General features: G+C 67.3%; 21 protein-coding genes and 2 pseudogenes. 10 read left to right on the top strand and 13 right to left on the bottom strand.

What is annotated here, in order from left to right; translation table 11 throughout:
- Positions 1 to 24: 24 nt before the first annotated feature.
- Positions 25 to 1,140 (bottom strand): adenylate/guanylate cyclase domain-containing protein, encoded by a 1,116-nt coding sequence (locus G6N68_RS16125; RefSeq protein WP_163714139.1) that lies wholly within the window; start codon positions 1,138 to 1,140, stop codon positions 25 to 27.
- A gap of 44 nt (positions 1,141 to 1,184) precedes the next feature.
- Here G6N68_RS16125 and gcvT point away from each other — a divergent pair, with 44 nt between their 5' ends.
- Both gcvT and G6N68_RS16115 read left to right on the top strand, forming a co-directional pair.
- Positions 1,185 to 2,288, top strand: a complete 1,104-nt coding sequence (gene gcvT / locus G6N68_RS16120) for a glycine cleavage system aminomethyltransferase GcvT (protein WP_163714137.1) — start codon at positions 1,185 to 1,187, stop codon at positions 2,286 to 2,288.
- A 52-nt stretch (positions 2,289 to 2,340) separates the two neighbouring features.
- The gene (locus tag G6N68_RS16115) at positions 2,341 to 3,447 is read left to right on the top strand and encodes a branched-chain amino acid aminotransferase (RefSeq protein WP_163714132.1); all 1,107 of its coding nucleotides are present in this window, start codon (positions 2,341 to 2,343) and stop codon (positions 3,445 to 3,447) included.
- An 8-nt stretch (positions 3,448 to 3,455) separates the two neighbouring features.
- Here G6N68_RS16115 and G6N68_RS16110 read toward each other — a convergent pair whose 3' ends face one another.
- From G6N68_RS16110 to G6N68_RS16095, 4 genes are read right to left on the bottom strand one after another with little or no spacing between them, the layout of a single operon-like run.
- The gene (locus G6N68_RS16110) at positions 3,456 to 4,187 is read right to left on the bottom strand and encodes an adenosylcobinamide-GDP ribazoletransferase (protein ID WP_163714129.1); all 732 of its coding nucleotides are present in this window, start codon (positions 4,185 to 4,187) and stop codon (positions 3,456 to 3,458) included.
- Positions 4,184 to 5,254, bottom strand: a complete 1,071-nt coding sequence (gene cobT / locus G6N68_RS16105) for a nicotinate-nucleotide--dimethylbenzimidazole phosphoribosyltransferase (protein WP_163714126.1) — start codon at positions 5,252 to 5,254, stop codon at positions 4,184 to 4,186. The genes G6N68_RS16110 and cobT overlap by 4 nt, the downstream gene beginning before the upstream one ends.
- Positions 5,251 to 5,805: a bifunctional adenosylcobinamide kinase/adenosylcobinamide-phosphate guanylyltransferase gene (locus tag G6N68_RS16100; RefSeq protein ID WP_163714122.1), complete on the bottom strand. Its 555-nt coding sequence runs from the start codon at positions 5,803 to 5,805 to the stop codon at positions 5,251 to 5,253. Before G6N68_RS16100 ends, cobT begins: the two co-directional genes overlap by 4 nt.
- 29 nt (positions 5,806 to 5,834) lie before the next feature.
- Entirely contained in the window at positions 5,835 to 6,527 is a 693-nt protein-coding gene (locus G6N68_RS16095; protein ID WP_371871592.1) for a DUF3043 domain-containing protein, read from the bottom strand.
- A gap of 162 nt (positions 6,528 to 6,689) precedes the next feature.
- Here G6N68_RS16095 and G6N68_RS16090 point away from each other — a divergent pair, with 162 nt between their 5' ends.
- Positions 6,690 to 7,766: a glycerate kinase family protein gene (locus tag G6N68_RS16090; protein WP_163718692.1), complete on the top strand. Its 1,077-nt coding sequence runs from the start codon at positions 6,690 to 6,692 to the stop codon at positions 7,764 to 7,766.
- 79 nt (positions 7,767 to 7,845) lie between these two features.
- Positions 7,846 to 8,208, top strand: a complete 363-nt coding sequence (locus G6N68_RS16085; RefSeq protein ID WP_163714117.1) for an iron-sulfur cluster assembly accessory protein — start codon at positions 7,846 to 7,848, stop codon at positions 8,206 to 8,208.
- Positions 8,209 to 8,258: 50 nt separating this feature from the next.
- Here the strand turns inward: G6N68_RS16085 and G6N68_RS16080 are convergent, their stop codons facing one another.
- Entirely contained in the window at positions 8,259 to 8,987 is a 729-nt protein-coding gene (locus G6N68_RS16080) for an Rv0361 family membrane protein (protein WP_163714114.1), read from the bottom strand.
- A gap of 220 nt (positions 8,988 to 9,207) precedes the next feature.
- On the opposite strand from G6N68_RS16080, the gene G6N68_RS16075 reads away from it, so the two are divergent.
- The gene (locus tag G6N68_RS16075; RefSeq protein ID WP_163714111.1) at positions 9,208 to 10,182 is read left to right on the top strand and encodes a carbohydrate kinase family protein; all 975 of its coding nucleotides are present in this window, start codon (positions 9,208 to 9,210) and stop codon (positions 10,180 to 10,182) included.
- A gap of 42 nt (positions 10,183 to 10,224) precedes the next feature.
- Here G6N68_RS16075 and G6N68_RS16070 read toward each other — a convergent pair whose 3' ends face one another.
- The gene (locus G6N68_RS16070) at positions 10,225 to 12,705 is read right to left on the bottom strand and encodes a heavy metal translocating P-type ATPase (RefSeq protein ID WP_163714108.1); all 2,481 of its coding nucleotides are present in this window, start codon (positions 12,703 to 12,705) and stop codon (positions 10,225 to 10,227) included.
- 107 nt (positions 12,706 to 12,812) lie between these two features.
- Complete coding sequence (asnB, locus tag G6N68_RS16065; protein WP_163714104.1) at positions 12,813 to 14,789, bottom strand: asparagine synthase (glutamine-hydrolyzing); 1,977 nt, start codon at positions 14,787 to 14,789, stop codon at positions 12,813 to 12,815.
- 264 nt (positions 14,790 to 15,053) lie between these two features.
- Here asnB and ctaC point away from each other — a divergent pair, with 264 nt between their 5' ends.
- The 4 genes and pseudogenes from ctaC to G6N68_RS16045 all read left to right on the top strand — a co-directional run bounded on the left by ctaC (position 15,054) and on the right by G6N68_RS16045 (position 18,338).
- Positions 15,054 to 16,124: an aa3-type cytochrome oxidase subunit II gene (ctaC, locus tag G6N68_RS16060; protein ID WP_240355500.1), complete on the top strand. Its 1,071-nt coding sequence runs from the start codon at positions 15,054 to 15,056 to the stop codon at positions 16,122 to 16,124.
- Positions 16,125 to 16,132: 8 nt separating this feature from the next.
- Positions 16,133 to 16,552: a cytochrome c oxidase subunit 4 gene (locus tag G6N68_RS16055; protein ID WP_163714099.1), complete on the top strand. Its 420-nt coding sequence runs from the start codon at positions 16,133 to 16,135 to the stop codon at positions 16,550 to 16,552.
- A 181-nt stretch (positions 16,553 to 16,733) separates the two neighbouring features.
- Positions 16,734 to 17,691 (top strand): annotated as a pseudogene (locus G6N68_RS16050) (MmpS family transport accessory protein).
- On the top strand, positions 17,691 to 18,338 hold the full coding sequence (locus G6N68_RS16045) for a DUF2561 family protein (RefSeq protein ID WP_163714097.1): 648 nt from the start codon (positions 17,691 to 17,693) through the stop codon (positions 18,336 to 18,338). Before G6N68_RS16050 ends, G6N68_RS16045 begins: the two are co-directional and overlap by 1 nt.
- 274 nt (positions 18,339 to 18,612) lie before the next feature.
- Here the strand turns inward: G6N68_RS16045 and qcrB are convergent, their stop codons facing one another.
- Genes qcrB through ctaE form a run of 4 tightly spaced genes read right to left on the bottom strand, consistent with a single transcriptional unit; the run spans position 18,613 to position 22,974 of the window.
- Positions 18,613 to 20,268, bottom strand: a complete 1,656-nt coding sequence (gene qcrB, locus G6N68_RS16040; protein WP_163714095.1) for a cytochrome bc1 complex cytochrome b subunit — start codon at positions 20,266 to 20,268, stop codon at positions 18,613 to 18,615.
- Complete coding sequence (qcrA, locus tag G6N68_RS16035; protein WP_163714093.1) at positions 20,265 to 21,497, bottom strand: cytochrome bc1 complex Rieske iron-sulfur subunit; 1,233 nt, start codon at positions 21,495 to 21,497, stop codon at positions 20,265 to 20,267. The genes qcrB and qcrA overlap by 4 nt, the downstream gene beginning before the upstream one ends.
- Positions 21,494 to 22,333: a cytochrome bc1 complex diheme cytochrome c subunit gene (gene qcrC / locus G6N68_RS16030; protein WP_371871591.1), complete on the bottom strand. Its 840-nt coding sequence runs from the start codon at positions 22,331 to 22,333 to the stop codon at positions 21,494 to 21,496. The genes qcrA and qcrC overlap by 4 nt, the downstream gene beginning before the upstream one ends.
- Before the next feature lie 29 nt (positions 22,334 to 22,362).
- Positions 22,363 to 22,974, bottom strand: a complete 612-nt coding sequence (ctaE, locus tag G6N68_RS16025) for an aa3-type cytochrome oxidase subunit III (protein WP_163714089.1) — start codon at positions 22,972 to 22,974, stop codon at positions 22,363 to 22,365.
- A gap of 159 nt (positions 22,975 to 23,133) precedes the next feature.
- Here ctaE and trpD point away from each other — a divergent pair, with 159 nt between their 5' ends.
- Positions 23,134 to 24,213: an anthranilate phosphoribosyltransferase gene (trpD, locus tag G6N68_RS30855; protein ID WP_240355499.1), complete on the top strand. Its 1,080-nt coding sequence runs from the start codon at positions 23,134 to 23,136 to the stop codon at positions 24,211 to 24,213.
- On the opposite strand, the pseudogene G6N68_RS16015 reads toward trpD, so the two are convergent.
- Positions 24,151 to 25,983 (bottom strand): annotated as a pseudogene (locus G6N68_RS16015) (DEDD exonuclease domain-containing protein); the annotation flags it as partial. The gene trpD and the pseudogene G6N68_RS16015 sit on opposite strands and share 63 nt — an antisense overlap.
- Positions 25,984 to 25,988 lie beyond the last annotated feature (5 nt).

Genomic DNA, 25,988 nt, shown 5'->3' with positions numbered 1-25,988 from the left:
TCACCCTAATCACGTGGGCGCCGTTTAGCTCGGCAGCGTCGTCTCCGGCGGCGGACCCAACAGCCTGAAAGCCGTCACCGGGGCGTCAAACCCCTTGAGCGTCAGTGGGCTCTGGACGACGGCGGGCCAGTCCGGCAATTGGGCCTGCAGCGCAGCATCGATGAGGACCTGCTCGGGTTCGGCGACCGCCACCAGGCGTGCCGCCAGGTTGACCGGATTGCCGAAGTAGTCGCCGTTGATGGCCAGCGCGGTGCCGTAGGCAAGCCCGGCCCGGACCTGCAGCCCCTCCTCGCGGGCCCTGGGGTGGTTGACCAGATCGACCCCGGCCTTCGCCAGCCGGTCCGCCGACGAACTCACCCACATCACCGCGTCGCCGATGAACTTGACCACCCGGCCGCCGTCGGCGTGCACCACGTCGGAGACGGTGGCGCCGAACTCGTTGAGCAGCATCTGCAGCTCCGTCGGCGAAAGGGACTGGGTCAACAAGGTGAAGCCGGACAGATCGGCGAACCCGATGCCACAGACCACGCTTGCCGACGTGTCCCGGATGACGCCCTCGAAGTGGGTTCGCGCACTGGCCAGATGGTGGCGATGGACGACATCGATCAACGCCCCGAGGCGGGGAACGAACTCGGCGACCGCGCGGTAGGCCTGCGCGGTGGCGAGCTCGTCGTTGGTGTGGGTCATCTGGATATCGGGCATGCCGGCGCGGATCATCGTCGACTCGGCCTCCGCGAGCCGCGACATGGCAGCGCCGAGCACCCGAAGTAGGCCGTTCGCGCCGTCCTCGCCGACCACCGTCGTCAGCGCGACCCAAGTCGCCAAACCGTCGATGTCGGCCTGGCTCAGGGCGGGAACGTCGGAACCGGCGACGGTGAGGCCGAGCAGCGCCCACGCGTGCGCCACCTCGTCGGTGGACAGGCCCAGCTTCTCGGCCGCGTCGGCCAGCGTGTAGATCGGGCGGCCCGACCATTGCAGGACGTCTCCCGCAAGCCCGAAGAGCCGGCCGCGCTGCTCGGCTTCCGCCATCTCCTCGATGGTGAACCCGAGGTCGTCCAGATACTTGATCAGGTCGGCGCGTTCGCGCGGATTGGCGATTCCCGCCGCTTCCAGCGCCTCGAAATCCAACGAACCCGCCACCTGCCCAAGTCTGCCAGCAACGCTCCGCACTAGGGTGAGACGCCGTGACCGATGCACCGGATTTGTTGCAAGGACCTTTGGCAGACCGTCACCGCGAATTGGGGGCAAGTTTCGCCGAATTCGGCGGCTGGTCGATGCCGGTGTCGTATGCCGGGACCGTCAGCGAACACAACGCCACCCGCAATGCCGTCGGCTTGTTCGACGTCAGCCACCTGGGCAAAGCGCTGGTCAGCGGACCCGGAGCGGCGGAGTTCGTCAACTCCGCGCTGACCAACGACCTGCGCCGCATCGGGCCCGGAAAAGCTCAATACACGTTGTGCTGCAACGAATCCGGTGGCACCATCGACGACCTCATCGCCTACTACGTCAGCGATGACGAGATCTTTCTGGTACCCAACGCCGCCAACACCGGCGCCGTGGTCGCGGCGCTGCAGGAGGCCGCGCCGGAGGGTCTGACGATCACCGATCTGCACCGGTCCTATGCGGTGCTTGCGGTGCAGGGGCCGCGGTCGACCGAGGTGCTGGCCGCACTGGGGCTGCCGACCGAGATGGACTACATGGGCTACGCCGATGCCTCGTATTCGGGTGTGCCAGTGCGGGTTTGCCGCACCGGGTACACCGGCGAACATGGGTACGAGCTGTTGCCGCCGTGGGATTCGGCGGGGGTGGTGTTCGACGCGCTGGTGACGGCGGTGACCGAGGCGGGCGGCGAGCCCGCGGGGCTCGGTGCGCGCGACACGCTTCGCACCGAGATGGGTTATCCGCTGCACGGGCACGAACTTTCGCTGGAAATCTCGCCGCTGCAAGCGCGTTGCGGCTGGGCGATCGGCTGGAAGAAGGAAGCGTTCTTCGGCCGGGACGCGCTGCTGGCCGAGAAGGAGCGCGGGCCCAAGCGGCTGTTGCGCGGTTTGAAGATGGTCGGTCGAGGCGTGTTGCGCGCGGGGCTGACGGTGCTCGACGACGGGACGCCGGTCGGGGTCACCACCTCGGGCACGTTCTCACCGACGCTGCAACGTGGCATCGCGCTGGCATTGATCGATACGGCCGCCGAAATCCAGGATGGCCAGCAAATTACCGTCGACGTACGCGGTCGCGCGGTCGACTGCGAAGTGGTGCGCCCACCGTTCGTCGAACCGAAGACGCGGTAGGTGCGGCTCGCGTGGCAAAAAACCGTTGGCGCACCGATATAGAATCAGCGCCATGACCAGCGGGTCCCTTGAGTTCACAGTTACACGCGCAGAAAACCCGGCCACCAAGGCCGAGCGTGTAGCGATCCTTGAGGACCCTGGCTTCGGCAAATACCACACCGACCACATGGTGTCGATCGACTATGTGGAAGGTCGCGGTTGGCACAACGCCCGGGTGATCGGCTACGGGCCGATCGAACTCGACCCGTCGGCAATCGTGCTGCACTACGCCCAAGAGGTCTTCGAGGGGCTGAAGGCGTATCGCTGGACCGACGGCTCGATCGTCTCGTTCCGCGCCGACGCCAATGCCAGGCGGCTGCGCTCGTCGGCGCGCCGGTTGGCGATGCCCGAACTGCCCGACGAGGTGTTCATCGAATCGCTGCGCCAATTGGTCGCGGTCGACAAGGAATGGGTGCCCAAGGCCGGGGGAGAAGAGTCGCTGTATCTGCGCCCCTTCATCATCGCCACCGAGCCGGGCCTGGGGGTGCGGCCGGCCAAGGAGTACCGCTACCTGCTCATCGGTTCGCCCGCGGGCGCGTACTTCAAGGGCGGCATCAACCCCGTCACCGTGTGGATCTCCACCGAATACGTCCGGGCCAGCCCGGGCGGCACCGGCGCGGCCAAGTTCGGTGGCAACTACGCCGCCTCGCTGCTTGCGCAGGCCCAAGCCGCCGAACACGGGTGCGACCAGGTGGTGTGGCTGGACGGCGTCGAGCGCCGCTACGTCGAAGAAATGGGCGGGATGAACCTGTTCTTCGTGCTCGGCAGCGGCGGGTCAGCCCGCCTGGTGACCCCGGAGCTGTCCGGCTCCCTGCTGCCCGGCATCACGCGGGACTCGCTGCTGCAGTTGGCCACCGACGCGGGATTCTCCGTCGAGGAACGCAAGATCGACATCGCCGAGTGGCAGAAGAAGGCCGCGTCCGGCGAGATCACCGAGGTGTTCGCCTGCGGCACCGCCGCCGTCATCACCCCGGTGGCGAATGTGAAGTACGGCGACGCCGAGTTCACCATCGCCGACGGCCAGCCCGGCGAAGTGACGATGGCGCTGCGCGACACGTTGACCGGGATCCAGCGGGGAACCTTCGCCGACACCCACGGCTGGATGTCCCGGCTGGGTTAGCTTCGGCGTTAGAAAGCGGCCAGCGTTACCGCGGCTACCGTCGTCGTCAGTTCGATCGCCGCACCCAACACGTCGCCGGTGATGCCGCCGAAGCGCCGTACGCAGTGGGCGACCAACACCGCGCCGCCTGCGACGGCCGCCAGCACCGCCACCGGACCCGGCCAATACCCGGGCGCCGCCCACGCCGAAGCCGCCAGCAGCACCGCCAGCCAGGCCGCCACCACCGCCAACGGCTGCGTCCCGGCAACCTGTACGCCCAGCGCGCTGCCGTCGGCGGCGGGCACCGAGCGGCGGCAGGCCAGCACCGCGGTGGCCCGTCCTACCACGACGGCCACCACGATCCCGACCGTGCTCAAAGCCGAAAAGGCCAGCCCCTGCAGAGTGATGACCAGCACGACGGCCGCCACCCCGAACGGCCCGGTCGATCCGTCGCGCATCACCGCCAGCGCGCGCTCCGGCGGCCCGTAGCAACCCAGCCCGTCGGCGGTGTCGGCGACGCCGTCGATGTGCAGCCCGCGGGTCGCGACAAGCAGCACCGCCACGGCGAGAAACCCGGGCAACACACTGGACGCACCGAACGCCACCGCCCCGCCCCACGTGACGGCCGCCGCCAGGCCGCCCAGCGCCGCCCCGACGACCGGCAGCGCCGCCATGGCGCCGGGTCCCAACGGCCCCGCCCAGCGGCCCGGCACGGGCAGTACCGTGCCGAAGCCGAAAGCGGCTATCAGCGGACGGATCACGGGGAGCTTGGGGAGCTCGGGGGAGGCCCCGAATCGGACACCCCGGCTTCCTCGAACGTCGCCATCTGCGACAGCGCCGCCACCGCCGCACGCAGGACCGAGAGCGCCACCACGGCGCCGGTGCCCTCACCGAGCCGCATGCGCAGATCCAGAATCGGGTCCAGTTCCAAAGCCGTCAGCGCCAGCCCGTGACTCGGCTCGGTCGACCGGTGACCGGCCTGCCACCACTGCCGAGCGCCGGGGGCAAGACGCTCGGCGACCAGCGCCGCCGCTGTCACCGCCATGCCGTCCAGCAGCAGCGGGGTGCGCCGCACCGCGGCCTGCGCACAGAAGCCGGCCATCGCCGCCAGGTCCGCGCCGCCGCAGCAGCGCAGCAACGCGACCGGGTCGGGCAGCAGCGGGCGCGCGCGGAACAGGGCGTCGCGCACCGCGGCCGTCTTACGCGACCACCCGGCGTCGTCGATGCCGGTGCCATAGCCGACGACCGCGACCGGCTCGGCATTTGTCAGGGCCGCGACCAGCACCGCGGCCGCCGTGGTGTTCCCGATACCCATGTCGCCGGCGATCAGCAGGTCGGCGCCGCCGTCGACCTCCTCGTCGGCGAGCTGCTGACCGTTCGCGATCGCGCGGGCGGTTTCGTCCGCGGTCAACGCGTCCTCGACCCTGATGTCGCCGCTGCCGCGGCGCACCTTGTACGGGCCGAACCGTTCCGACACCTCATCGGAGTCGACGCCCAGGTCCGCGATCCGTACCGTCGCGTCGGCGACGGCGGCCAGCGCGTTGATCGCGGCCCCGCCGGCGTCGATGTTGGCAACCATCTGCGCGGTCACCTCGGGCGGGTACGCGGATACCCCGGACCGCGCGACACCGTGATCGCCCGCGAACACCACCACCCGCGCGCGTTCGAACTGCCGCGGTGGGCACTGCCCCTGGCACGCTGCGACCCACACCGAAAGGTCCTCGAGACGGCCCAGAGCGCCGCGTGGTTTGGTCAGGGTGTCCTGACGGGCCCGAGCGGCGGCCGCGGCGGCCGGATCGGGCGGCGATATCGGTGCGAACCCGATCATGTGGACGCCGGACTGGTCGGATTGATCGGCTTGATCGTCAGCGGCTGACCGGCCACCACCAGCACCACCTGATCGCACAACGCGGCGACGCGCTGGTTGAGGTCACCGAGCTCGTCGGCGAACCGCCGCCCGGATTTGCTGGCCGGCACGACGGTCAACCCGACTTCGGGGCTGACCAGCACCAGCGTGGACGCGAACCCACCGACGGCGCCGAGCAGCGCTTCGACGGAAGCCTCGACCGAACCGCCGTCCCAGGCATTGTGGCGGTCCATGGTGGCGGTCAGCCAGCCGCCCAGATCGTCGACGAGGGTCGGGGTTTGCGGTGACTGCGTCAAGTGCTCTGCAACATCTTCCGTTTCGACCGTCGACCAGTGCCCGGGTCGGCGCCCGCGGTGCCTGGCGACCCGTTCACTCCACTCGGGATCGTCGTCAACCGGCGGCCCCGGCGCTAGATAGCAGACCGACTGGCCCGGCTGCAGTGAGGTGGTAATGGCTTCCTCCGCCCAGCGGGACTTGCCCGACCTGATCCCGCCGAGCACCAGGGTGCGCATGTGTTGGTCAAACAGCTTTCAGCCGGGTTCTAGCTGACCTTGGCGCCGTGCGGGACCTGGGGCCGCGGCGCGCGCATCCGGCGCATCTGCGAAGCCCGTCCGGCGGCGTACAAGCCCAGCTTCCAATGGCTTTCGGTGTTGTCCGGGAACTTCTTGTCGACCAGCTTGCCCACCTTGCGCCCCAGGATGATGCCGTCGACGGCCATCAGCAACATCAGCAGCATCATCGCCGGCGAGATGGAGAACTGCAGCTGCGGGACCGCGAACATGACGAACAGCAACGCCAGCGCCGACGGCATGAACAACCCGAGCAGGTTGCGTCGCGCGTCCACCACGTCGCGCACAAAGCGTCGGACCGGCCCCTGGTCGCGCGGCAGGAGATAGGCCTCCTCGCCGGCCATCATGCGCTCGCGACGCTCCGTCATCCGGGCCCGGGATTCTGCGCGCTCGGCCCGGCGTTCCTCGCGGCTGAGCTTGGGGCCCTTGAGCGCCTTGCGCCGCGCGCGCGCCTCGGCCGCCGTCATCGGCGCCGGCACGACCGGTCCCTTCTTCGCGTTGCGCCTGGCTTCGCTGCGCTTCGGCGTCGGGCGACCCTTGGGGCCGGTGCGTCGTGCGTTGCGAGCGGCGTCGGTCGCGTTGGCCTCCGAGCCGGTTGCGGCGTCGGACGCGGCCGCCACGGCGGCACCTTCGGGTTGGTCTTTCTTGCGGCCCAGCAACTTCACAGACGTCAGGTTACTTCGCGGGGGCGGCATCCCCGGAACTGTGCTGGTTGTTACGCCCCACCGGCAGCGCTGTTGGCCCTACTCTTGCTTGTAATGGACGGGTCGCTTGCCTCGGATGCTGGTGCCGAAGGATTCGGGCCCGGCCGGCTTCAACTGCCCTCGATGCGGGTGCTGGTGGCTCCCGACTGCTATGGCGACAGTCTGTCGGCGGTTCAGGCCGCCGCCGTCATCGCGACGGGGTGGAACCGGTCGCGGCCGGGGGATTCGTTTATCGTCGCTCCGCAGTCCGACGGCGGGCCCGGTTTCGTCGAGGTGCTCAGCAGCCGAATCGGGGGTTTGCGGCTGCTGACCGTGTCCGGCCCGCTGGGCGAAAAGGTGGACGCCTGCTGGGTGTTCGATCCGGGATCGGCGACGGCATACCTGGAGGTCGCGCAGGCGTGTGGTTTGTCGCTGCTGCCCGGTCCGCCCACGCCCGAGACCGCGTGGAACGCCACCAGCAAGGGAGTCGGGGACTTGCTGGCCGCGGCCTTGGCGGCCGGCGCCGTGCGCATTGTGGTCGGCCTGGGTGGCAGCGCATGTACCGACGGCGGCAAAGGCATGATCAACGAACTCGGGGGACTGGAGACCGCCCGCCGGAAATTGGCCGGAGTCGAGCTGATCGCCGCCTCCGACGTCGACTACCCGTTGTTGGGGCCGTGGGGCGCGGCGCGGGTGTTCTCCCCGCAGAAGGGCGCCGACACCGAAACCGTCGCAAAACTGGAAGTCCGCCTGGAAGCGTGGGCGATGGAGTTGGACGAGGCCGCGGGTCGCGACGTGAGCGCCGAACCGGGAGCGGGTGCCGCCGGCGGGATCGGTGCCGGGCTGCTTGCGCTCGGCGGCCGGTGCGAGTCGGGCGCGGCGATTTTCGCCGAACTCACCAATCTCTACGACGACCTGGCCGACGCCGAGATGATCGTGACCGGTGAGGGCAAGTTCGACGAGCAGTCACTGCACGGAAAGGTGGTCGGCGAAATCGCCGCCGCGGCCCAGCAGCTGGGGATTCCCGTGATCGTCCTGGCCGGGCAGGTATCTGTGGACAAATTCACATCGCGCTCGTCGGGCATCATGTCGGCGCTGTCAATGGCCGACTACGCAGGTTCGGTGCGGTTGGCACTGGCCGACCCGGCCAACCAGCTGATGGGCCTGGCGTCCGAGGTCGCGGCGCGACTCGGGAATCCCGGGTCCGCGGGGTACCGTTAATAGCAACGGGCTCCGGCCGACGCCAATCCGGCTGGACTCACTCAGACTTAACCGAGCAGGCATCTAGGAGAAGCAAGCAATGTCGGTGCAGAACGAGAGCGACGCCACGACCAAGACCCACGGCGTGATCCTGACTGAGGCGGCCGCCGCCAAGGCTAAGGCGCTGCTGGACCAGGAGGGGCGCGACGACCTGTCGCTGCGGATCGCGGTTCAACCGGGTGGGTGTGCCGGCCTGCGTTACAACCTCTTCTTCGACGACCGGACCCTCGACGGCGACCTGACCGCGGAGTTCGGCGGGGTGACGTTGACGGTGGACCGCATGAGCGCGCCGTACGTGGAAGGCGCGTCGATCGACTTCGTCGACACCATCGAGAAGCAGGGCTTCACCATCGACAACCCCAACGCCACCGGTTCGTGCGCGTGCGGGGACTCCTTCAACTGATCGATTGCCCGCTCAGTCCGGCCCGTTGCAGGGGCGGACTTCGATCGGAGTCAGTACTGTCCTGCGGTCCGGAGCACGTAGGAGCACACCAGGATCTGGCCGCGCTGGAATAGCAGCTGCGCCACGCCCTGTACCTGGTTTTTGGGTGGACCGCCGCGGGCGGGCTTCACCTGCATGCTGAACAACACCTGAGCCTGATACTGCGACTGGTAGACGACCTTGTCGATGGACGTCACCTCGGCCTCGGTGAACTGCTTGCGGAACGCGTCGCTGCTGAGCTTGGCCAGGGCCTGGTCGGAGCGCTTGTCTTTCACCCCGTCGTACAGGCCGCAGAGCGCATTGCGGACGATGACGTCGACGTCGCGGTGGGCCAGCGCATCCAGGTAGGTCTGAATGGCGGTTTTCGCCGTGTTGTCCGAGAACGAGGCCCCGGTGGTGGCCCCGTTGGTGCGGACCCCGTAGACGATGGCCGCGGTCAGCGCGGCGACCAGCAGCAGTGCCATCGAAATGCCGATGAGCAGCCGTTTGGGGCGTCGGGGCTGGTAGTTGGGCGGGGGCGGGCCACCCGGGAAGTTGGGCGGCGCTTCTCCGGGCCTCCCGGCAGCGTTCATCGGGCCGGTGGGGTTCATCGGGCCGGCGGGGTTCATCGGGTAGGCCAGCTCGTTGTCTCTGGCGTCGTGCGGGTACTCCAACGGCTCGGACGAGCCGGTTTCGGAGTATGGCCGCACTTCGTGAGGTCCGTCAGTGCCTATGGGATTCGGCGGGTGCGGACCTGCCACGTGCTTCTCCTACGGTGGGGGACGGGACGACATTGGGCTGCCGCCGGGCTGAATTCCGTCAACATTCCGTCAACGACGTGCGTTCCCTTGGCAGGCTAGCGCAACCCTTGGCGACGGCTGACGAGCGCTTTACGGATGTCGTAAGGATGCTAGGGACTGCTCAGAACGGTTCGGGCCGTGGGTAGGCTGGACGACCTTAGGAATGAAGGGCGGAGATTTCGTGACGATCGCGGTGACCGGTTCCATTGCAACAGACCATCTGATGCGATTCCCCGGCAAGTTTTCTGAGCAGCTGCTTGCGGAGCATCTGCACAAGGTGTCGTTGAGCTTTCTGGTCGATGATCTGGTGGTGCACCGCGGTGGTGTGGCCGGAAACATCGCGTTTGCCATCGGCGTGCTTGGTGGCAACGCAGCGCTGGTGGCTGCGGCGGGCAACGACTTCGCCGATTACCGTGACTGGCTGGAAAAGCACGGTGTGAACTGCGACAACGTGCTGCTCTCCAAGACGGCCCACACGGCCCGCTTCGTCTGCACCACCGACACCGAGATGGCCCAGATCGCATCGTTCTACCCCGGCGCCATGTCGGAAGCCCGCAACATTTCGCTCGCCGACGTGGTGGCGTCCATCGGCAAGCCTGAGTTGGTAATCATCGGCGCCAATGACCCGGCCGCCATGGTCGTGCACACCGAGGAGTGCCGGAAGCTTGGCCTGCCGTTCGCCGCGGACCCGTCCCAGCAATTGGCGCGCCTGTCGGGTGACGAGATTCGCCAGCTCATCGACGGCGCCACCATCCTGTTCACCAACGACTACGAGTGGGACCTGCTGCTGTCCAAGACCGGGTGGTCGGAGGCGGACGTCATGGCACAGATCGGGCTTCGTGTCACCACGCTGGGCGCCAAGGGCGTCGACATCGTCGAGCCCGACGGCACCACCATCCACGTCGGCGTGGTGCCGGAAAAGAGCCAGACCGACCCGACGGGCGTCGGCGACGCGTTCCGGGCCGGTTTCCTCACCGGGCGCAGCGCCGGTCTGAGCCTGGAGCGCTCCGCACAGCTGGGATCGCTGGTCGCCGTGCTGGTGCTGGAGTCGACCGGCACCCAGAACTGGGAGTGGGACCACGAGGTCGCCAAGGAGCGGTTGGCCGGCGCGTTCGGTGAGGACGCCGCCGCCGAAATCGCCGCCGTCCTGGCCTAAATTCCGCTGACGAGCAGACGCGAACTTGTACAGATTCGCGCCTCAGCGCACGAGTTTGCGTCTGCTCGGCGGGATCCAGTTGCGCAGCCGATTGGCGTTGCCGACGACAGACAGCGACGACAGCGCCATGGCGCCGGCCGCGATCATCGGCGACAGGCGCAGCTCGAGCACCGGGTAGAGGAGACCCGCGGCGAGCGGGATGCCGACGGCGTTGTAGACCAGCGCGAAGAACAGGTTCTGCCGGATGTTGCGCATGGTGGCGCGCGAGAGTTGGATCGCGGTGGCCACGCCGGACAGTGATCCGGAAATCAGCGTGATGTCGGCCGCTTCGATGGCGACGTCGGTGCCGGTCCCGATCGCCAGGCCGACGTCGGCCTGGGCCAGGGCGGGCGCGTCGTTGATGCCGTCACCGACCATGCCGACCCGTCGGCCCTCGGCTTGCAGTCGGCTGATTTCGCCGGCCTTGTGCTCGGGCAGGACTTCGGCCAGCACCCGCTCGATCCCGACCTGTCGGGCGATCGAGTCCGCCGTGCGGCCGTTGTCGCCGGTGATCATCACCACCTGAAGGCCAAGCGTGCGCAGGGCGGCGATCGCCGCGACGGAGTCATCCTTGACGATGTCGGCGACGGCGAGCACCCCGGACGGTTGGCCATCGACGGCGGCGAGGATGGGGGTTTTGCCCTCGGCGGCTAGATCGGCGCTGATGCGCTCGAGTTCGGTTGTGTCGAGACCGTTTTCGGCTAGCAGCGGCGCGTTGCCGACGAGCACGGTGTGGCCCGCGACGGTGGCTTTGACGCCCTTGCCGGTGACCGAGAGGAAGTCCGTTGTGCCGGGAAGCTCGATGCCGCGGTCGCGTGCCCCCGCGACCACCGCGCTGGCGATCGGATGCTCGCTGTCGGCTTCGGCCGCCGCAACCAGGCAGAGCAGCTCGTCGGCTGTCAGCGTCCCCGTTACCACGACGTCGGTCAGTGCTGGTTTGCCGGCGGTGATGGTGCCGGTCTTGTCCAGCACGATCGTGTCGAGTTTGTGGGCGGTTTCCAGGGCCTCGGCCGAGCGGATCAGAATGCCGGCACGGGCGCCCTTGCCGGTGCCGACCATGATCGATAGCGGTGTCGCCAGTCCCAGGGCGCACGGGCAGGCGATGATCAGCACCGCCACCGCCGACACCAGCGCCTGCGTCAAAGCTGGGGGAGGGCCGGCGACGAACCAGACCGCGAAGGTGATGATCGCTATGGCGATCACGACCGGCACAAAGTAGGCCGAGATGGCGTCGGCCAATCGCTGGATCGGGGCGCGGGATGCCTGCGCCTGCTGCACCATTCGGATGATCTGGGCCAGCATGGTGTCCGCACCCACTTTGTCCGCGCGTACCCGCAGCGAGCCGGTGGTGTTGACGGTCGCGCCGATGACGGTGTCGCCGGTCGATTTGGTGACCGGCATCGATTCGCCGGTCACCATGGACTCGTCGACGGCGGACTGCCCGGACAGGACGGTGGCGTCCACCGGGATCTTCTCCCCGGGGCGGATGAGTATCTGGTCACCGACGACGACCTCGTCGATCGGGATCTCGGCTTCGGTGTCGCCGCGTACGACGCGCGCGGTGCGGGCTTGCAGGCCGAGCAGGGCCCGAATGGCTTCGCCCGTGCCGGCTTTGGCGCGGGCTTCCAGCAACCGACCCAGCATGATCAGCGTCAGGATCACGCCGACGGCCTCGAAATACACGTCGCGCACCTCGGCCGGGAAGGCGCGCGCGGCGACCGTCACCAGCACGCTGTAGCCGTAGGCGGCGAAGGTGCCCAACGTGATGAGGCTGTTCATGTCGGCGCCGCGATGCGCCAGCGCCAGCCAACCGGTGCGATGGATCGGCCATCCCACGTAGAACATCACCGGCGTGATCAACGCCAGCTGCAGCCAATGGTTGAGCAACACCGCCGGCACCCAACCGGCGCCCAATGGGTGGGCCATCACGGCGTAGAACACCGGCGCGGTCAGCACCGCGCCGAGTGCGACTCGTCGGGTCAGGTCGGCGATCTCGGTGCGCCGTTCCTCGGCTTGCGCGGCTTCAACTTCGGCGGCGGCCGGTTCGCTACCGCCGTCCGCCTGCGCATTTCCCCGAGTTTCGGCTGGCGGGGAAGAAGCGTCCTCGCCGTTCGAGGTGACTAGCAGCGTGCCCGAAATCATGTTCATGGCGCAGGTGAATGCGAATGACCCCGGCTGTTGTGGGGTGAATCTGACCGTGGTGCGCTGATGCGCGGGCAGCGCCGCCGACACGTGCAGGTCGGGGAAGACGACGCGCGCGCTGCAATCCCCGGTTTCCTGCCGGTCGAATTCGATCTCCACCGGGATGCCTTGGCGCACTTGTACAACGCTGGGGTTGTACCCACCGCGGACCGTCACCTGTACTCGTTGCACCCCCTCGCCGACCACGGCGGCCTGCGCGCGCCGGGGGGCAAAGAAATACCACGCCAACCCCCCGACGGCCAGTGCCGCCCCTAGCAGGACGGCAACATCGACGTTCGACATCACGAACTCCTCGTCGGGGACGGCCAGATGCCCGGCAGGTTACCGGCCGGCGGGTTCCCTAGATACCCTCTCGCCCGTACCCTGCGCGGCGATGCCCCCGCGAGGCTTTACAGCTCGACGGGGTACTCGGGCTCCTTGATCTGCGGAACCACGCTGTGCTCGACGAAGATCGCGTGCCAGAGCATGAAGATCAGCACGGTCCATAGCCGGCGGCTGTGATCGCTTTCGCCGGTTCGGTGCTCATCGAGCATGCGACGCACCGCCGACAGGTCCACCAGATGACCGGCCTGTGAGGCGTCCACCGCTTCGTAGGCCCACTCCTGCAACTCGCCGGCGCGCAGCCAGTGCCGGATCGGGACGGGGAACCCCAGCTTTGGTCGGTGCAACACGTGCGCCGGCACGATCGGCTCCAACGCGCGCCGCAGCGCGTACTTGGTGGTGGTGCGGGTGATCTTGGCCTGGTACGGCAACCGCGATGCCACCGCGAACACCTCGGGGTCCAGGAACGGCACGCGCAGCTCCAGCGAGTTGGCCATGGTCATTTTGTCGGCCTTGACCAGAATGTCGCCGCGCAGCCAGGTGAACAGGTCGATGTGCTGCATGCGGGCCACCGGATCCCAGCCGACGGATTGGGCGTATATCGACGCCGTCACATCGGTGTGGGTCCACTCGGGCCGGAAACCGGGCAGCACGTCGCGCAGCTGCGCATCGGAGAAGCTCCGGGCGTTGCCGTAGTACCGCTCCTCGAGGGTCAGCGAGCCCCGGTGCAGCAGGCTCTTGCCCCGCATACCTTCGGGCAGCGGCCGCGACACCTTGCCCATGGACCTGCGCAGCGGGCGCGGCAGGTAGTCGAAGGGTTTCAGCGACAGCGGCTCGCGGTAGATGGTGTAACCGCCGAACAGCTCGTCGGCGCCCTCACCCGACAACACCACCTTCACGTGCTTGCGCGCTTCGCGTGCGACGAAGAACAACGGCACCAGCGCGGGGTCGGCGACCGGCTCGTCGAGGTACCAGACGATCTCGGGCAGGGCGGCGACGAATTCGTCGGCGCTGACCACCTTGGCGATATGGCGGGCACCGATCGCCTCGGCCGAGGCCACGGCGACGTCGAGTTCGGAGAAGCCCTCCCGCTCGAAACCGGTGGTGAAGGTGATCAGCCGGGGGTTGTGCCGGATGGCCAGCGCCGCGATGGCCGTCGAATCGATCCCGCCGGACAAGAAGGAACCCACGGTGACGTCGGCGCGCATGTGCTTGGCCACCGAGTCCTCGAGCACCGCGGTGATCTCGTCGTAGCGGGCCTGCTCGGTGTCGGAGGTAATCGGCACCGCCGCGAACCGGGGGACGAAATAGCGGGTGACCTCGGGCGGTGATCCAGGCCTGATGCGTGCGTAGCAGCCCGACTCGAGCCGCCGCACGCCACGGTGCAGGGTTTCGGGCTCAGGCACGTACTGCAGGACGACGTAGTGCTGCAGGGCGCGTCGGTCCAGCTCGGTGTCGATGCCCACCAGCTCGGCCAGGTCAAGGAGGCACTTCTTCTCACTGGCCACCGCGGTGCCGCCAGAACCGGTCGCCATGAACAGTGGCTTGATGCCGAACGGATCGCGGGCGCAGAACAGTTCGCGGGTGACCGTGTCCCACAACGCGAACGCGAACATGCCACGCAGCCGCTTGAGCACGTCGGCGCCCCAGTAGTGGTAGCCGGCGACGATCGCCTCGCCGTCGCCGTCGGTGGCGAAAGCGGCGCCGTGCTCGGCGTGCAGCTCTTCACGTAGCTCGAGGTAGTTGTAGATCTCGCCGTTGAAAACCAGCACGTAGCGGTCGGGGGCGTCGGCCGGCCCCCAGCGCAGTGGCTGGTGCGAGTGCGCGATGTCGATGATCGACAGCCTGTTGAAGCCGAAAACGACCGAACCGTCGGCGTCCGGGTCGGCCCAGGTGCCGGGCTCGTCGGGGCCTCGGTGGCGCATCAGGTGCGAAGCGCGGGCTATGGCTGCGTCGGACCTTGCCGCGAGTTCGGTCGCGGCTTCCGGGGCGTCAGGGGCCTCGGCACCCGCCGGAGTCGCGACAAATGCCAGCAGTCCACACACAGCGCCCGAGTATGCCGTACCGTCGCGATTTGCGGTGGAAGACACCGTGCCGACGCCTCGCAGTGGCGGTTCGGGATGGGGCTCGGAAGAGGCTTTGACATGCGGTCATCGCCGCCACGCACGGCGGGTCTGGTGACCAGGCAGTCGCCCGGTAGATCGGCGTGGTCTACGCTGCGTAGTATTCGAATCCGAGTTAGCCGAGCGGACCCCGCCCGAACCGGCGTAAGCCCAGTCGGCCCAGCTTGTGATACAGGAGGCGCCACCGTGACATCTCGCGAGCAAGGTCGTTCGCAACGCTTGTCGCACTTGAGGTCTCATCGTCGCTTCCGGATGGTTGCGCTGGCCCTGACGGGGGGTGTGTTGGCCGTCACCCTCAGTGGGTGCAGCTGGCAGCACGTCCTGGGCATGGGTTGGCCGGAAGGCATCACCCACGAGGGTCAACTGAACCGGCAGCTGTGGGTCGGAGCGGTGATCGCGTCGCTGGTGGTCGGCGTCCTCGTGTGGGGCCTGATCTTCTGGTCTTCGGCGTTCCACCGGGCGAAGCCTGGCGACACCGAGTTGCCCCGCCAGTTCGGCTACAACATGCCCCTTGAACTGGTCCTGACCATCATTCCGTTCCTCATCATCTCGGTGCTGTTCTACTTCACCGTGGTGGTGCAGGAGAAGATGCTGAGCACCTCCGCCGAACCCGAGGTCGTGGTCGACATCACCGCGTTCCAGTGGAACTGGAAGTTCGGCTACCAGAAGGTGGCCTACAAGGACGGCTCGTTCAACTTCGACGGCGCCGACGAGGAACGCAGGCGCGCGGTGGAATCCAAGCCCGAGGGCAAGGACGAGCACGGCGAAGAGCTGTTCGGGCCGCTGCACGGCGTCAACAAAGAAGACCGCTCATACCTCAACTTCGACAAGGTCGAGATCTTGGGGACTCCGACCGAAATCCCGGTCCTGGTGTTGCCGGTTGGCAAGACCATCCGGTTCATCCAGGCCTCGGCCGACGTGGTCCACACCTTCTGGGTGCCGGAGTTCCTGTTCAAGCGCGACGTGATGCCCAACCCGAAGGAGAACAACTCCGACAACGTCTGGCAGATCGACGAGATCACCAGGACCGGCGCATTCGTCGGACACTGCGCCGAGTTCTGCGGCACGTACCACGCCATGATGAACTTCGAGGTTCGGGTGGTCAGCGCCGACGACTTCAAGACGTACTTGCAGGCACGTATCGCCAAGAAGACCAACGCCGAGGCGCTGCAGGCCATCGGCTTGCCGCCTACCTCGACAAAAACCTTCCCATTTGAGACCCGTCGCGGCGAATTGGCCCCAACGCCAGTAGGTTAGGACGCGCAATGCATATCGAAGCCAGGCTTTTCGAGTTCATCGCCGCATTCTTCGTTGTGGTGACGATCCTGTACGGGGTGCTGACAGGCATTTTCGCCTACGGCGGCGTCGAGTGGGCCGGTACGACGGCACTGGCGCTGACGGCCGGCCTCGCGCTGATCGTGGCCACCTTCTTCCGGTTTGTGGCACGCCGCCTCGACACTCGGCCCGAGGACTACGAGGGCGCTGAGATCAGCGACGGCGCAGGGGAATTGGGCTTCTTCGCGCCGCACAGCTGGTGGCCGATTCTCATCGCGTTGTCCGGTTCGGTTGCGGCGGTAGGGATTGCCCTGTGGCTGCCCTGGCTGATCGTTGCCGGGGTCGTGTTCATCCTGTCGTCGGCTGCCGGACTGGTCTTCGAATACTACGTTGGTCCTGAGAAGCACTGATTGGCCCCGGAAAGGTCACAATCAGGACACCAGTTAGTTGGTCGTCAGCCCGCCACGACTGATCTGGCCTGGGCGGTTGGGTAGGGTTTCGAAGGCACATGAGAAGTCGCCGACCGCGCGAGCACAAACGCAGCCGCAAAGCTTCGCGCGCTGGTGAGGCAGTGGGACAGGGTAGGCAAACATGAGCGGGCCGCATCCCCCGGGACGGGAACCGGACATACCCGATTCAGCCAGCGAACCACGTGGGGAGCCGGAGCCCCTCGGCAGCATCGACGACGAATTGAACTCCCAGCTGGACGGGACGCTGCCACCCTTGGACGACGCGGGGTCGACCGCCCAGACCGACGCCTACTCGCGCGCATACTCGGCGCCCGAATCCGAACAGTTCTTGAGCGGCACGTTCGTGCCTGCGGATCTCGCGCTCTATGACTACGACGACTACCGCGAGTACGACGACGACGATCGTGGTCCACGCTGGCCAGGAGTGGTTGTGGTCGCCGCCGTCCTGGCGGCCATCGCGCTCGTGACCAGTGTGTCGATACTGTTTGCGCAACGCACCTCGAGCTCCCGCAGGGTCGCCACCCCCGGCACCTCGACCATCTCGACAACCCCACCCGCTCCGTCCACCACACCGGCACAGGACGAAATCACCACCACCACTGAACCCCCTGAGCCGCCGCCACCCCCACCGCCACCACCCCCGCCAAGCGAGACTCCGACGACGACTGAGACGCCGACTTCCACCGTGACCCCACCCCACCACCCCGCCACCACCGCCTACGTCTGAGGCGCCGCCTACCTCCGCGGCACCGCCGGCTCCCACCAGCGCACCAGCGGTGGCACCGCCGCCCGCTCCCACCCCGGCCGGGCCGAGGCAGGTCACGTACTCGGTGACCGGGACCAAAGCGCCGGGGGACATCATTTCGGTGACCTATGTGGACGCCTCTGGCCGGCGTCGAACGCAGCACAATGTCTACATCCCTTGGACGATGACGGTCACTCCGATCTCGACGTCCGACGTGGGCTCGGTCGAGGCGTCCAGCCTCTTCCGCGTCAGCAGACTCAACTGCTCGATCATTACCAGTGATGGAACGGTGCTGTCCGCCAATACCACCGACGCACCGCAGACGAGCTGCTGATGGTAGGTAAATATTCCGCGTATCGCCGTGGATCGGACCCTGTCGTTTCGCCAGATGTCATAGACCGCATTTTGATTGGCGCGTGCGCCGCGGTGTGGCTGGTGTTGGTAGGTGTCAGCGTCGCGGCCGGCGTCGCGTTGGCGGACATGGGCCGCGGCTTGCACAAGGTGTCGAGCGATTCGAACACCAGTTGGGTGTTGTACACGATCATCGCGGTATCGGCGCTGGTCATCGCGGGCTCGATTCCGATTCTGATCCGGGCTCGCCGCGAAACAGCGCCCGAGCCGATCGTGCGATCCAAGAGCTTGATCGGCAGCGTGGAGTCCCGAACGCCAGCCCGGACGGGCGGGACCGGGTCGCGAACGTTGGCCCAGTCGGCGCGCCGGTCGCCGGCCAAGGCGTACGCGGAGAGCAACGAGTGGTCCGGCGAGGCCGTCGACCGGATCTGGCTGCGCGGCACCGTTGCGCTCACGGGCGTCACCGGGGTCGCGCTGATCGCCGCCGCTACGGCGACCTACCTCATGGCTGACGGCCACGATGGTGCGGCATGGTTCAGTTACGGGGTCGCCGGGGTTGTCACCGCCGGCCTACCCTTCGTCGAGTGGTTCCACGTGCGGCAGATTCGTCGCGTGCGCGAGGTTCACTAGCGTCCGTTAGCGACTAATCACGGCCGCGTGGAGCGCGCTTCGACCGCTCCCACGGCCGAGCCTCGGCGCCCGTCGCGGTTAGCTGTGCGGTGGTTTCTAGGCCGTGCCCGCACAAGGCCCTTCACGAGCCGCTGACCAGGCCCCCATAAGAGGACCCTAGGCGCGCCCTTTACGGCGTCAATTCGCGTTCTCCGGCCCCAAAACGCAACTTGCCGGCCCACTTACGGGCCGGCAAGTCACGCTACGTCTCAGGTCCCAGGTGGGACCGTCGCCATTAGTGGCCGCGTTCGCCGTTCGGCGAACCGTTGAGGGTCTCCTGGTGCTCCCGCAACACGGTGAGGGCACGCTGTTCGGAGGCGTGGGCCGCCTCGCGAAGTGCCGCGTCCTCGGCCGGGGGATCGGCGAACAGGAAGCTGCCCGTCCCGGGCGAACCACCGGAGCCCAACTTGTTCATTCGCTTGGGCAACGCCGCGCCCTGGTACTCCAGCGGGATCGGGTGGCCGTGGTCGTCGACCGGCCCGAGCGGCTGGTGCAGCTCGATGTAGGCGCCGTGTGGCAACCGCTTGATGATGCCGGTTTCCACACCGTGCTCGAGCACCTCGCGGTCGCTGCGCTGCAGGCCCACCGCCCACCGGTACGTGACGAAGTAGACGATCGGCGGCAGGATGACCATGCCGATACGGCCGATCCACGTCGTCGCGTTCAGCGAAATGTGGAACTTGAACGCGATGATGTCGTTCATGGCGCACAGGGTGAGCAGCATGTAGAAGCTGATCGCCATCGCGCCGATCGCGGTGCGCACCGGTGCGTCCCGCGGACGCTGCAGCAGGTTGTGGTGCGCTTTGTCACCACTGAACCGCTTCTCCAGGAACGGGTAGACGATCAGCAGGGTGAAGACCAGGCCCATGATGAGACCAACCCACACCACCGCAGGAATCGTGTGGTGCCCGAAGTAGAACTCCCACGGCGGCCAGATACGGGCCAAGCCCTCGGTCCACATCATGTAGAAGTCCGGCTGCGAGCCCGCCGACACCTGTGACGGCTTGTAGGGCCCCAGGTTCCAGATCGGGTTGATCTGCAGTAGACCGCCCATCAGGCCCAACACGCCGACGATGGCGGCGAAGAAAGCGCCGGACTTGACCGCGAACACCGGCATCACCCGCACGCCGACGACGTTGTGCTCGGTGCGTCCGGGGCCGGGGAATTGGGTGTGCTTCTGGAACCACACCAGCGCCAGGTGCGCCCCGATCAGGGCCAGGATGATCCCGGGCAGCAGCAGAATGTGCAGCGCGTACAGCCGGGGGATCAGGATGGTCCCGGGGAAGTCACCGCCGAACAGCAGCCAGTGCAGCCAGGTTCCGATCACCGGCATGCCCAGCGTGATCGACGACAGGGCGGCCCGCAGGCCCAGGCCCGACAACAGGTCGTCGGGCAGGGAGTAGCCGAAGTAACCCTCGAACATGGCCAGGATCAGCAGCAGCGAACCGATGACCCAGTTGGCCTCACGCGGGCGTCGGAATGCTCCGGTGAAGAAGATGCGCGCCAGGTGCACCATGATCGCGGCGGCGAACATCAGCGCCGCCCAGTGGTGGATCTGCCGCACGAACAATCCACCGCGGACTTCGAAGGAGATGTTGAGCGCGGACTCATACGCGCGCGACATCTCCACACCCCGCAGCGGCTGGTAGACGCCGTCGTAGGCGACCTCCACCATGGACGGGTCGAAGAACAACGTCAGGTAGACCCCGGTGATCAGCAAGATGATGAAGCTGTAGAGCGCGATCTCGCCGAGCAGGAACGACCAGTGCGTGGGGAAGACCTTGTTTAGCTGGCGACGGACAGCCGCGGAGGGGTGGTAGCGGGTGTCAATGTCTTCGCCTTGGCGGGCCAGGACATCACCGATTTTTGGAGGGCTGAATTTCGGACTCATGTTGTTGTGCGCTCCCAAAATGCTGGTCCGACGGGCTCGATGAAGTCACCGTTGGCGACGAAATACCCCTCGGTGTCGATGGTGATGGGAAGTTGCGCCAAGGCGCGCGCGGCCGGGCCGAAGATCGGCTTGGCGAAGTGCAGGGCGTCGAACTGCGACTGGTGGCACGGGCACAGGATCCGGTAGGACTGCTGCTCGTACAGCGAAGAGGGGCAGCCCAAGTGGGAGCAGACCTTGGTGTAGGCGAAGAACTCGCCGAAGTTGAAGCCTTCCTGGCCCTGGCGTTTGACCACCCGGGACATGTCGTTGGGTTTGATCCGGATGAGCATCACCGGATTGCGGATACCCATCGCGATCTCGTTCAGCTTCTCGCGCGACTCGACAGTGGTGCCGTCACCGTCGGACTCACGCCACGGGAAGACGGTCTCCATGCCGCCGGCGTCGATGTCCTCGGGGCGCATCCTGACGAACGGGGGGCCGTCGTGGGCGCCGGTTGCCCGGGCCAGGTAGATGGTTTCGCCCTTGACGCGCGGGGTCCAACCCGACGTCCACAACACCGCCTTCTTGCCCTCGGCGGTGTCGACGACCGGCTTCCACGGGTTCTTGACCATGCCGCCGATGAACGCCACCAAGGTGCCTAAACCGAACGCGCCCACCCCCATTCCGAAGGTCAGCCCGATCAACTTGCGACGGCGAATCGTCGAGCCCTCGAGAGCGTCGGTCAGGTTCGCCACGACCGTCTTGCGGTCGATTTCGCGTGACGCGCCGTCGTGGCGCTCCTGGATCGTGATCTCTTCGGGGATAAAGCGCTTCTGGTAGAGGATGGCACCGATCGCGATACACAAGATCGACATACCGAAAGTGAAGCCGTAGAGCGGCGTGGCGAACGTGTACCAGAGGCTGCCCGCTTGTTCCCTGGACTTGTACTCCCACGGCCAGAACAAGAAGATCAGGAACAGCGCGAGCCCGAATCCGCCGCCCGCCAACAGCCACAAGGCCACTCCACGCTCGGCGCGCTTCTCGGCCTTGGTGACCTGCGCCGGCCAGCGTGGCTCCTTGTAAGCGATCCGAACGCCGTCGAGTTTGCTGCCCAGTTCGAGCAGCTCCTCGCGTGACATCGCGGCCAGCGCGGCGTCGTCGGGTTCGCCTGTCCCAAGGTTTCTATCGGTGTCAGTGTCAGACCCGACGCCGCCGGTAGCGCCGTCTTTAACGTTGGGTCCGTCGCTCATGTCCGCGCCCCAATCCACAGTGCCAGCCCGATGGCTGCGACCATCCCGATAATCCAAATCGCCATACCTTCGGGTGCGGGTCCGAATCCACCCAGCCCGTAGCCACCCGGCGAACGCTCCTCGGCGGAGTTGCGCACGTAGGCGATGATGTCTTTCTTGGCTTCCAGTGACAGCTGACGGTCGGAGAACTTGGGCATGTTCTGCGGACCGGTGAGCATGGCCGTCAGAATTTGCTGCTCATTGGCGGGCCCGAGGTCGGGCGCGTACTTGCCCGACGACAGCGCCCCACCTTTGCCGGTGAAGTTGTGGCACGAGGCGCAGTTGAGGCGGAACAGGTCGCCACCGCGGCCCAGGTCGTTCCCGCGCAGCGATCGCATCGCGAGGCTGCCGTCGGACTCGCGGATCACGCTGGGTCCACCGCCGTTGGCCTGCACGTAGGCGCCGATCGCGTCGATCTGCGGCTGGTCGAAAATCGGTTCCTTGCGGGGCGCCTGAGCCTCGCCGCGCATGGCTGGCATGCGTCCGGTGGAGACCTGGAAGTAGACCGCCGCATCGCCGACGCCGATCAGGCTCGGCCCGTGGTCGGGCACGCCCTGCAGGTTGGCGCCGTGGCACGAGACGCACGAGGTCTCGTACAGCTGTTTGCCGGTACGAATCAACGCCTCGTCTGACTCGTCGGCGACAGCGACCTGCGGCGTGGGGGTGAGCACGGCCGCAAGTCCACCAGCGATTGTCAGTGCGATCAGCAGCAGCAGCCCGCCCGATAAGCGACGCCGGAGACGTCGGCGCGAGATCGCCTTCTTGTTGGCGGGTCGGGTCAACCCGATTTTCTTCAAGCGAGCACTCCTCTTCGTCGCGGGCTTGCTCATCGGATGAAATAGATGACGGTGAATAGCGCGATCCAGACGATGTCCACGAAATGCCAGTAGTAGGAAACGACGATGCTGGCGGTGGCCTGTGCCGGCGTGAACTTGGTCATTGCAGTTCGGGCCAGCAAGAAGATGAAGGCGATCAGGCCGCCGGTCACGTGTAGCCCGTGGAAGCCGGTGGCCAGATAGAACACGCTGCCGTACGCACTGCCCGGGATGGTGGTCCCGTGCGTCGCCAGGTGGAAGTACTCGTAGCCCTGTCCGAGGATGAAGAACAGGCCCATCAGGAAGGTGATCACGTACCAGCGGCGCAGTCCGAACACGTCGCCGCGTTCGGCGGCGAACACGCCCATCTGGCAGGTGAACGATGAGGCGATGAGCACCAGCGTCACCGGCACAGCCTGGTACAGATTCAGCTCGGTCGGCGGCGGCGGCCAGTGCCCATCGGCCTGAGCGCGAGCAGTGAAGTAGAAAGCGAACAGGCCAGCAAAGAACATCAGCTCGCTAGAAAGCCAAACTATGGTGCCAACACTGACCATATTCGGCCGATTCAGCGAATGCACTCTGGACGTGATCGCGGTACCTGAGGTCCCCACAGCGGTCGTCACATCCGCAAGTATGACGCTTTGTAGTTGTTTAACTCCACCCGGGTCACGAATTTTGGGCAATCCAGTTTTCGTGTCGCGTCGGTGGACAGGTCGCGACCGGCTTCGTGGTAGGCGGCCTGCGCTTGGTGGGGCGGGTGGTCTTCGTGGGACGATCGGCGCGTGGCTGTGTCATCTGAGGCTTCGGCGGCGAAAGACGCCGTGTCGTGGCCGCTGCTGCTGAGCCGTTTGACCGACGGCCACAGCCTGGCCCGGGGACAGGCCGCCTGGGCAATGGACCAGATCATGAGCGGGGCCGCCAGTCCGGCCCAGATCGCCGGCTTCGCCGTGGCGATGAAGATGAAGGTCCCAACCGCGGCCGAGGTCACCGAGCTCGCCGACGTGATGCTCAAGCACGCGCGACCGATGCCGGCAGAGGCGATCCGCGGCGACACCGTCGACATCGTCGGTACCGGCGGCGACGGCGTCAACACGGTCAATCTGTCCACGATGGCCTCGCTCGTGGTCGCGGCCGCCGGTGTCCCGGTGATCAAACACGGCAACCGGGCGGCGTCGTCCTTGTCCGGCGGCGCCGACATGCTCGAGGCGCTAGGGGTACGCATCGACCTGGAACCCGAGCAGGTCGCGCGAAGCCTCGCAGAAGTGGGCATCGGGTTCTGCTTCGCGCCGCAGTTCCACCCGTCCTACCGGCACGCATCCGTCGTGCGCCGCGAGATCGGCGTGCCAACGGTGTTCAATCTCCTTGGGCCGCTGACGAATCCGGCGCGGCCACCGGCCGGGTTGATCGGCTGTGCGTTCGCCAACCTGGCCGAGGTGATGGCTGGTGTGTTTGCTGCGCGCCGCTCCAGCGTGCTGGTGGTGCACGGTGACGACGGGCTCGACGAGCTGACCACCACCACGACCAGCACCATGTGGCGGGTCCAGGCGGGAACCGTGGACAAGCTCACTTTTGACCCTGCCGGATTCGGGTTTGCCCGCGCCGAACTGGACGAGCTGCGTGGGGGCGACGCACAGGCCAACGCGGCCCAGGCCCGCGAAGTGCTGGCCGGTGCCAAGGGGCCGGTTCGAGACGCGGTGGTGCTCAACGCCGCCGGCGCGCTGGTGGCCCACGCCGGGTTATCCAGCCGCGCTGAATGGTTGCCGGCGTGGGAGGACGGGTTGCAGCAAGCCACCGCGGCGATCGACAGCGGGGCGGCCGAACAACTGCTCGCGCGATGGGTGCGGTTCGGCCAGCAGCTCTGATTGGGTGCCCCACGCGTCGAGTGCTTGCTCGCTGGCCAGTCGGGCCGACCGCGCCGCCGCGGCCCAGCCCGCCCAGGCGCCCGCTGACCGTAGTGGTGACGCCCACCCTTCGTCGGCGCCCTCCCCAGCGACCCGAACGATGCGTACCCCTGGCGCCGACAACCAGCGAGCGATGAGCGCGGTCTCTTCGACCAGCGCGCCGCCCAGCGGAGCCGATGACGGCAGGACGGTTTGGGCGCCGGCCAGGATTGCGTCGACCACCGGCATCGGTGGCACGCCGCGCGGGGCGGAACCGGCCGCCGCCAATTGGCCGTGGCGGATGACAGCAAAGTGCCAACCCCCGCAGCCGTCGGGCGCCGCCGCGATCAGTTCGGCCAGGTTGGTCAGGGTGCGCAACCGCTGACCACGCCAGAGCACGTCGACCGCGGTGGCGACGTGGTCGCGCAGGCGCGCAGCGCTTTCGTAGCGGCTGCGCTCGGCTAGCGCCGCGACTTGCTGCACGGCGGCGGCCAACGCGGCGTTGTCCCGCCCCTCGATCAACGCGGCCGCCCGCTCTGCCGCCGCCGCGTATTGCGCGGCGGTCACCCCACGCGCTGCGGGGCAGGGCGACACTTCCACTTCGGGGCAGTTCGGCCCGTGCAGGGCTGAGCGCGCCAGGCGCCGGGTGCAGGTCCGCAGCCCGGTGAACCGGGCCAGCAGCACCGCCGTGTCGGCGGCGTCGGCCCGGGACCGGAATGGACCGATGACGCGGTCGTGGTTCGGGGTGCGGACGATCGAGAAGCGGGGGAACGCCTCGTCGGTCAGCGTTACCCACCACCAGCGTTGCGGGAACCGTGACCTGCGGTTGTAGGGCGGGGCGTGGGCGGCCAGCAGTCGCAGTTCGCGTACCCCGGCCTCCAACGAGTAGGCGCATTCGACATGGTCGACCGCTTCGGCCAGACCGACCATCTCCTTCATCCGACCGCGCGGATCGGCACCGTTGAAGTACTGGCCCACTCGGCGGCGCAGGTCGACAGCGGTCCCGACATAGAGCACTTCGCCGGAGGGGCCACGGAACAGGTAGACCCCGGGGCGGCGGGGCAAGCCTTCTGCGAGTACTCGCTTACGCCGCTGGGCTGGGGTCACGTCGGGCAGATATGCGCGCAAGTCGGCGTACGTGTGTATGCCCTGGTTGCCGACCCGTTCGATGAGGGCGTGCAAGACGTCGACCGTGGCGCGGGCGTCGTCGAGGGCGCGGTGGGTGGGCTGGGTGGTGACGGCGAAGAGTCGAGCCAGTGCGGCCAACCGCACGCTGGGCGCTTCTTCCCGGCTCAGCACCCGTCGCGCCAGGCGGACGGTGCACAGGACCTTCGGTCGCGGCCACGCAATGTCGCAACGCTGCGCGGCGGCACGCAGAAATCCGATATCGAATCCGGCATTGTGGGCGACCAACACCGCGTCGCCGGCAAACTCCATGAACATCGGCAGGACGGCGTCGATGGTGGGGGCGTCGACCAGCATCGCGGTGGTGATGCCGGTCAGTTGCACGATTTGGGGCGGGATACTGCGCTGCGGGTCGACCAGGGTGGCGAACTCGCCGAGGACGGCGCCGCCGCGCACCTTTACCGCGCCGATCTCGGTGATGGCGTCGGCGGGAGCCGTGTCGGTCTCCGTGGTGCGTCCCCCGGTGGTCTCCAAATCGACCACCACAAAGGTGGTTTCACGCAGCGAAAGCTCTTCGACGGCATCGAGCCCCGGAAAACTCAGCTGAGTTCCACCGGCCACCTCCATGCAGG

Origin of the sequence: Mycobacterium bourgelatii, assembly GCF_010723575.1 — a bacterium.
Classification (GTDB): domain Bacteria; phylum Actinomycetota; class Actinomycetes; order Mycobacteriales; family Mycobacteriaceae; genus Mycobacterium; species Mycobacterium bourgelatii.
The sequence above is the reverse complement of the archived record's forward strand: the minus strand, read 5'-3'. Positions and strand labels throughout refer to the sequence as shown.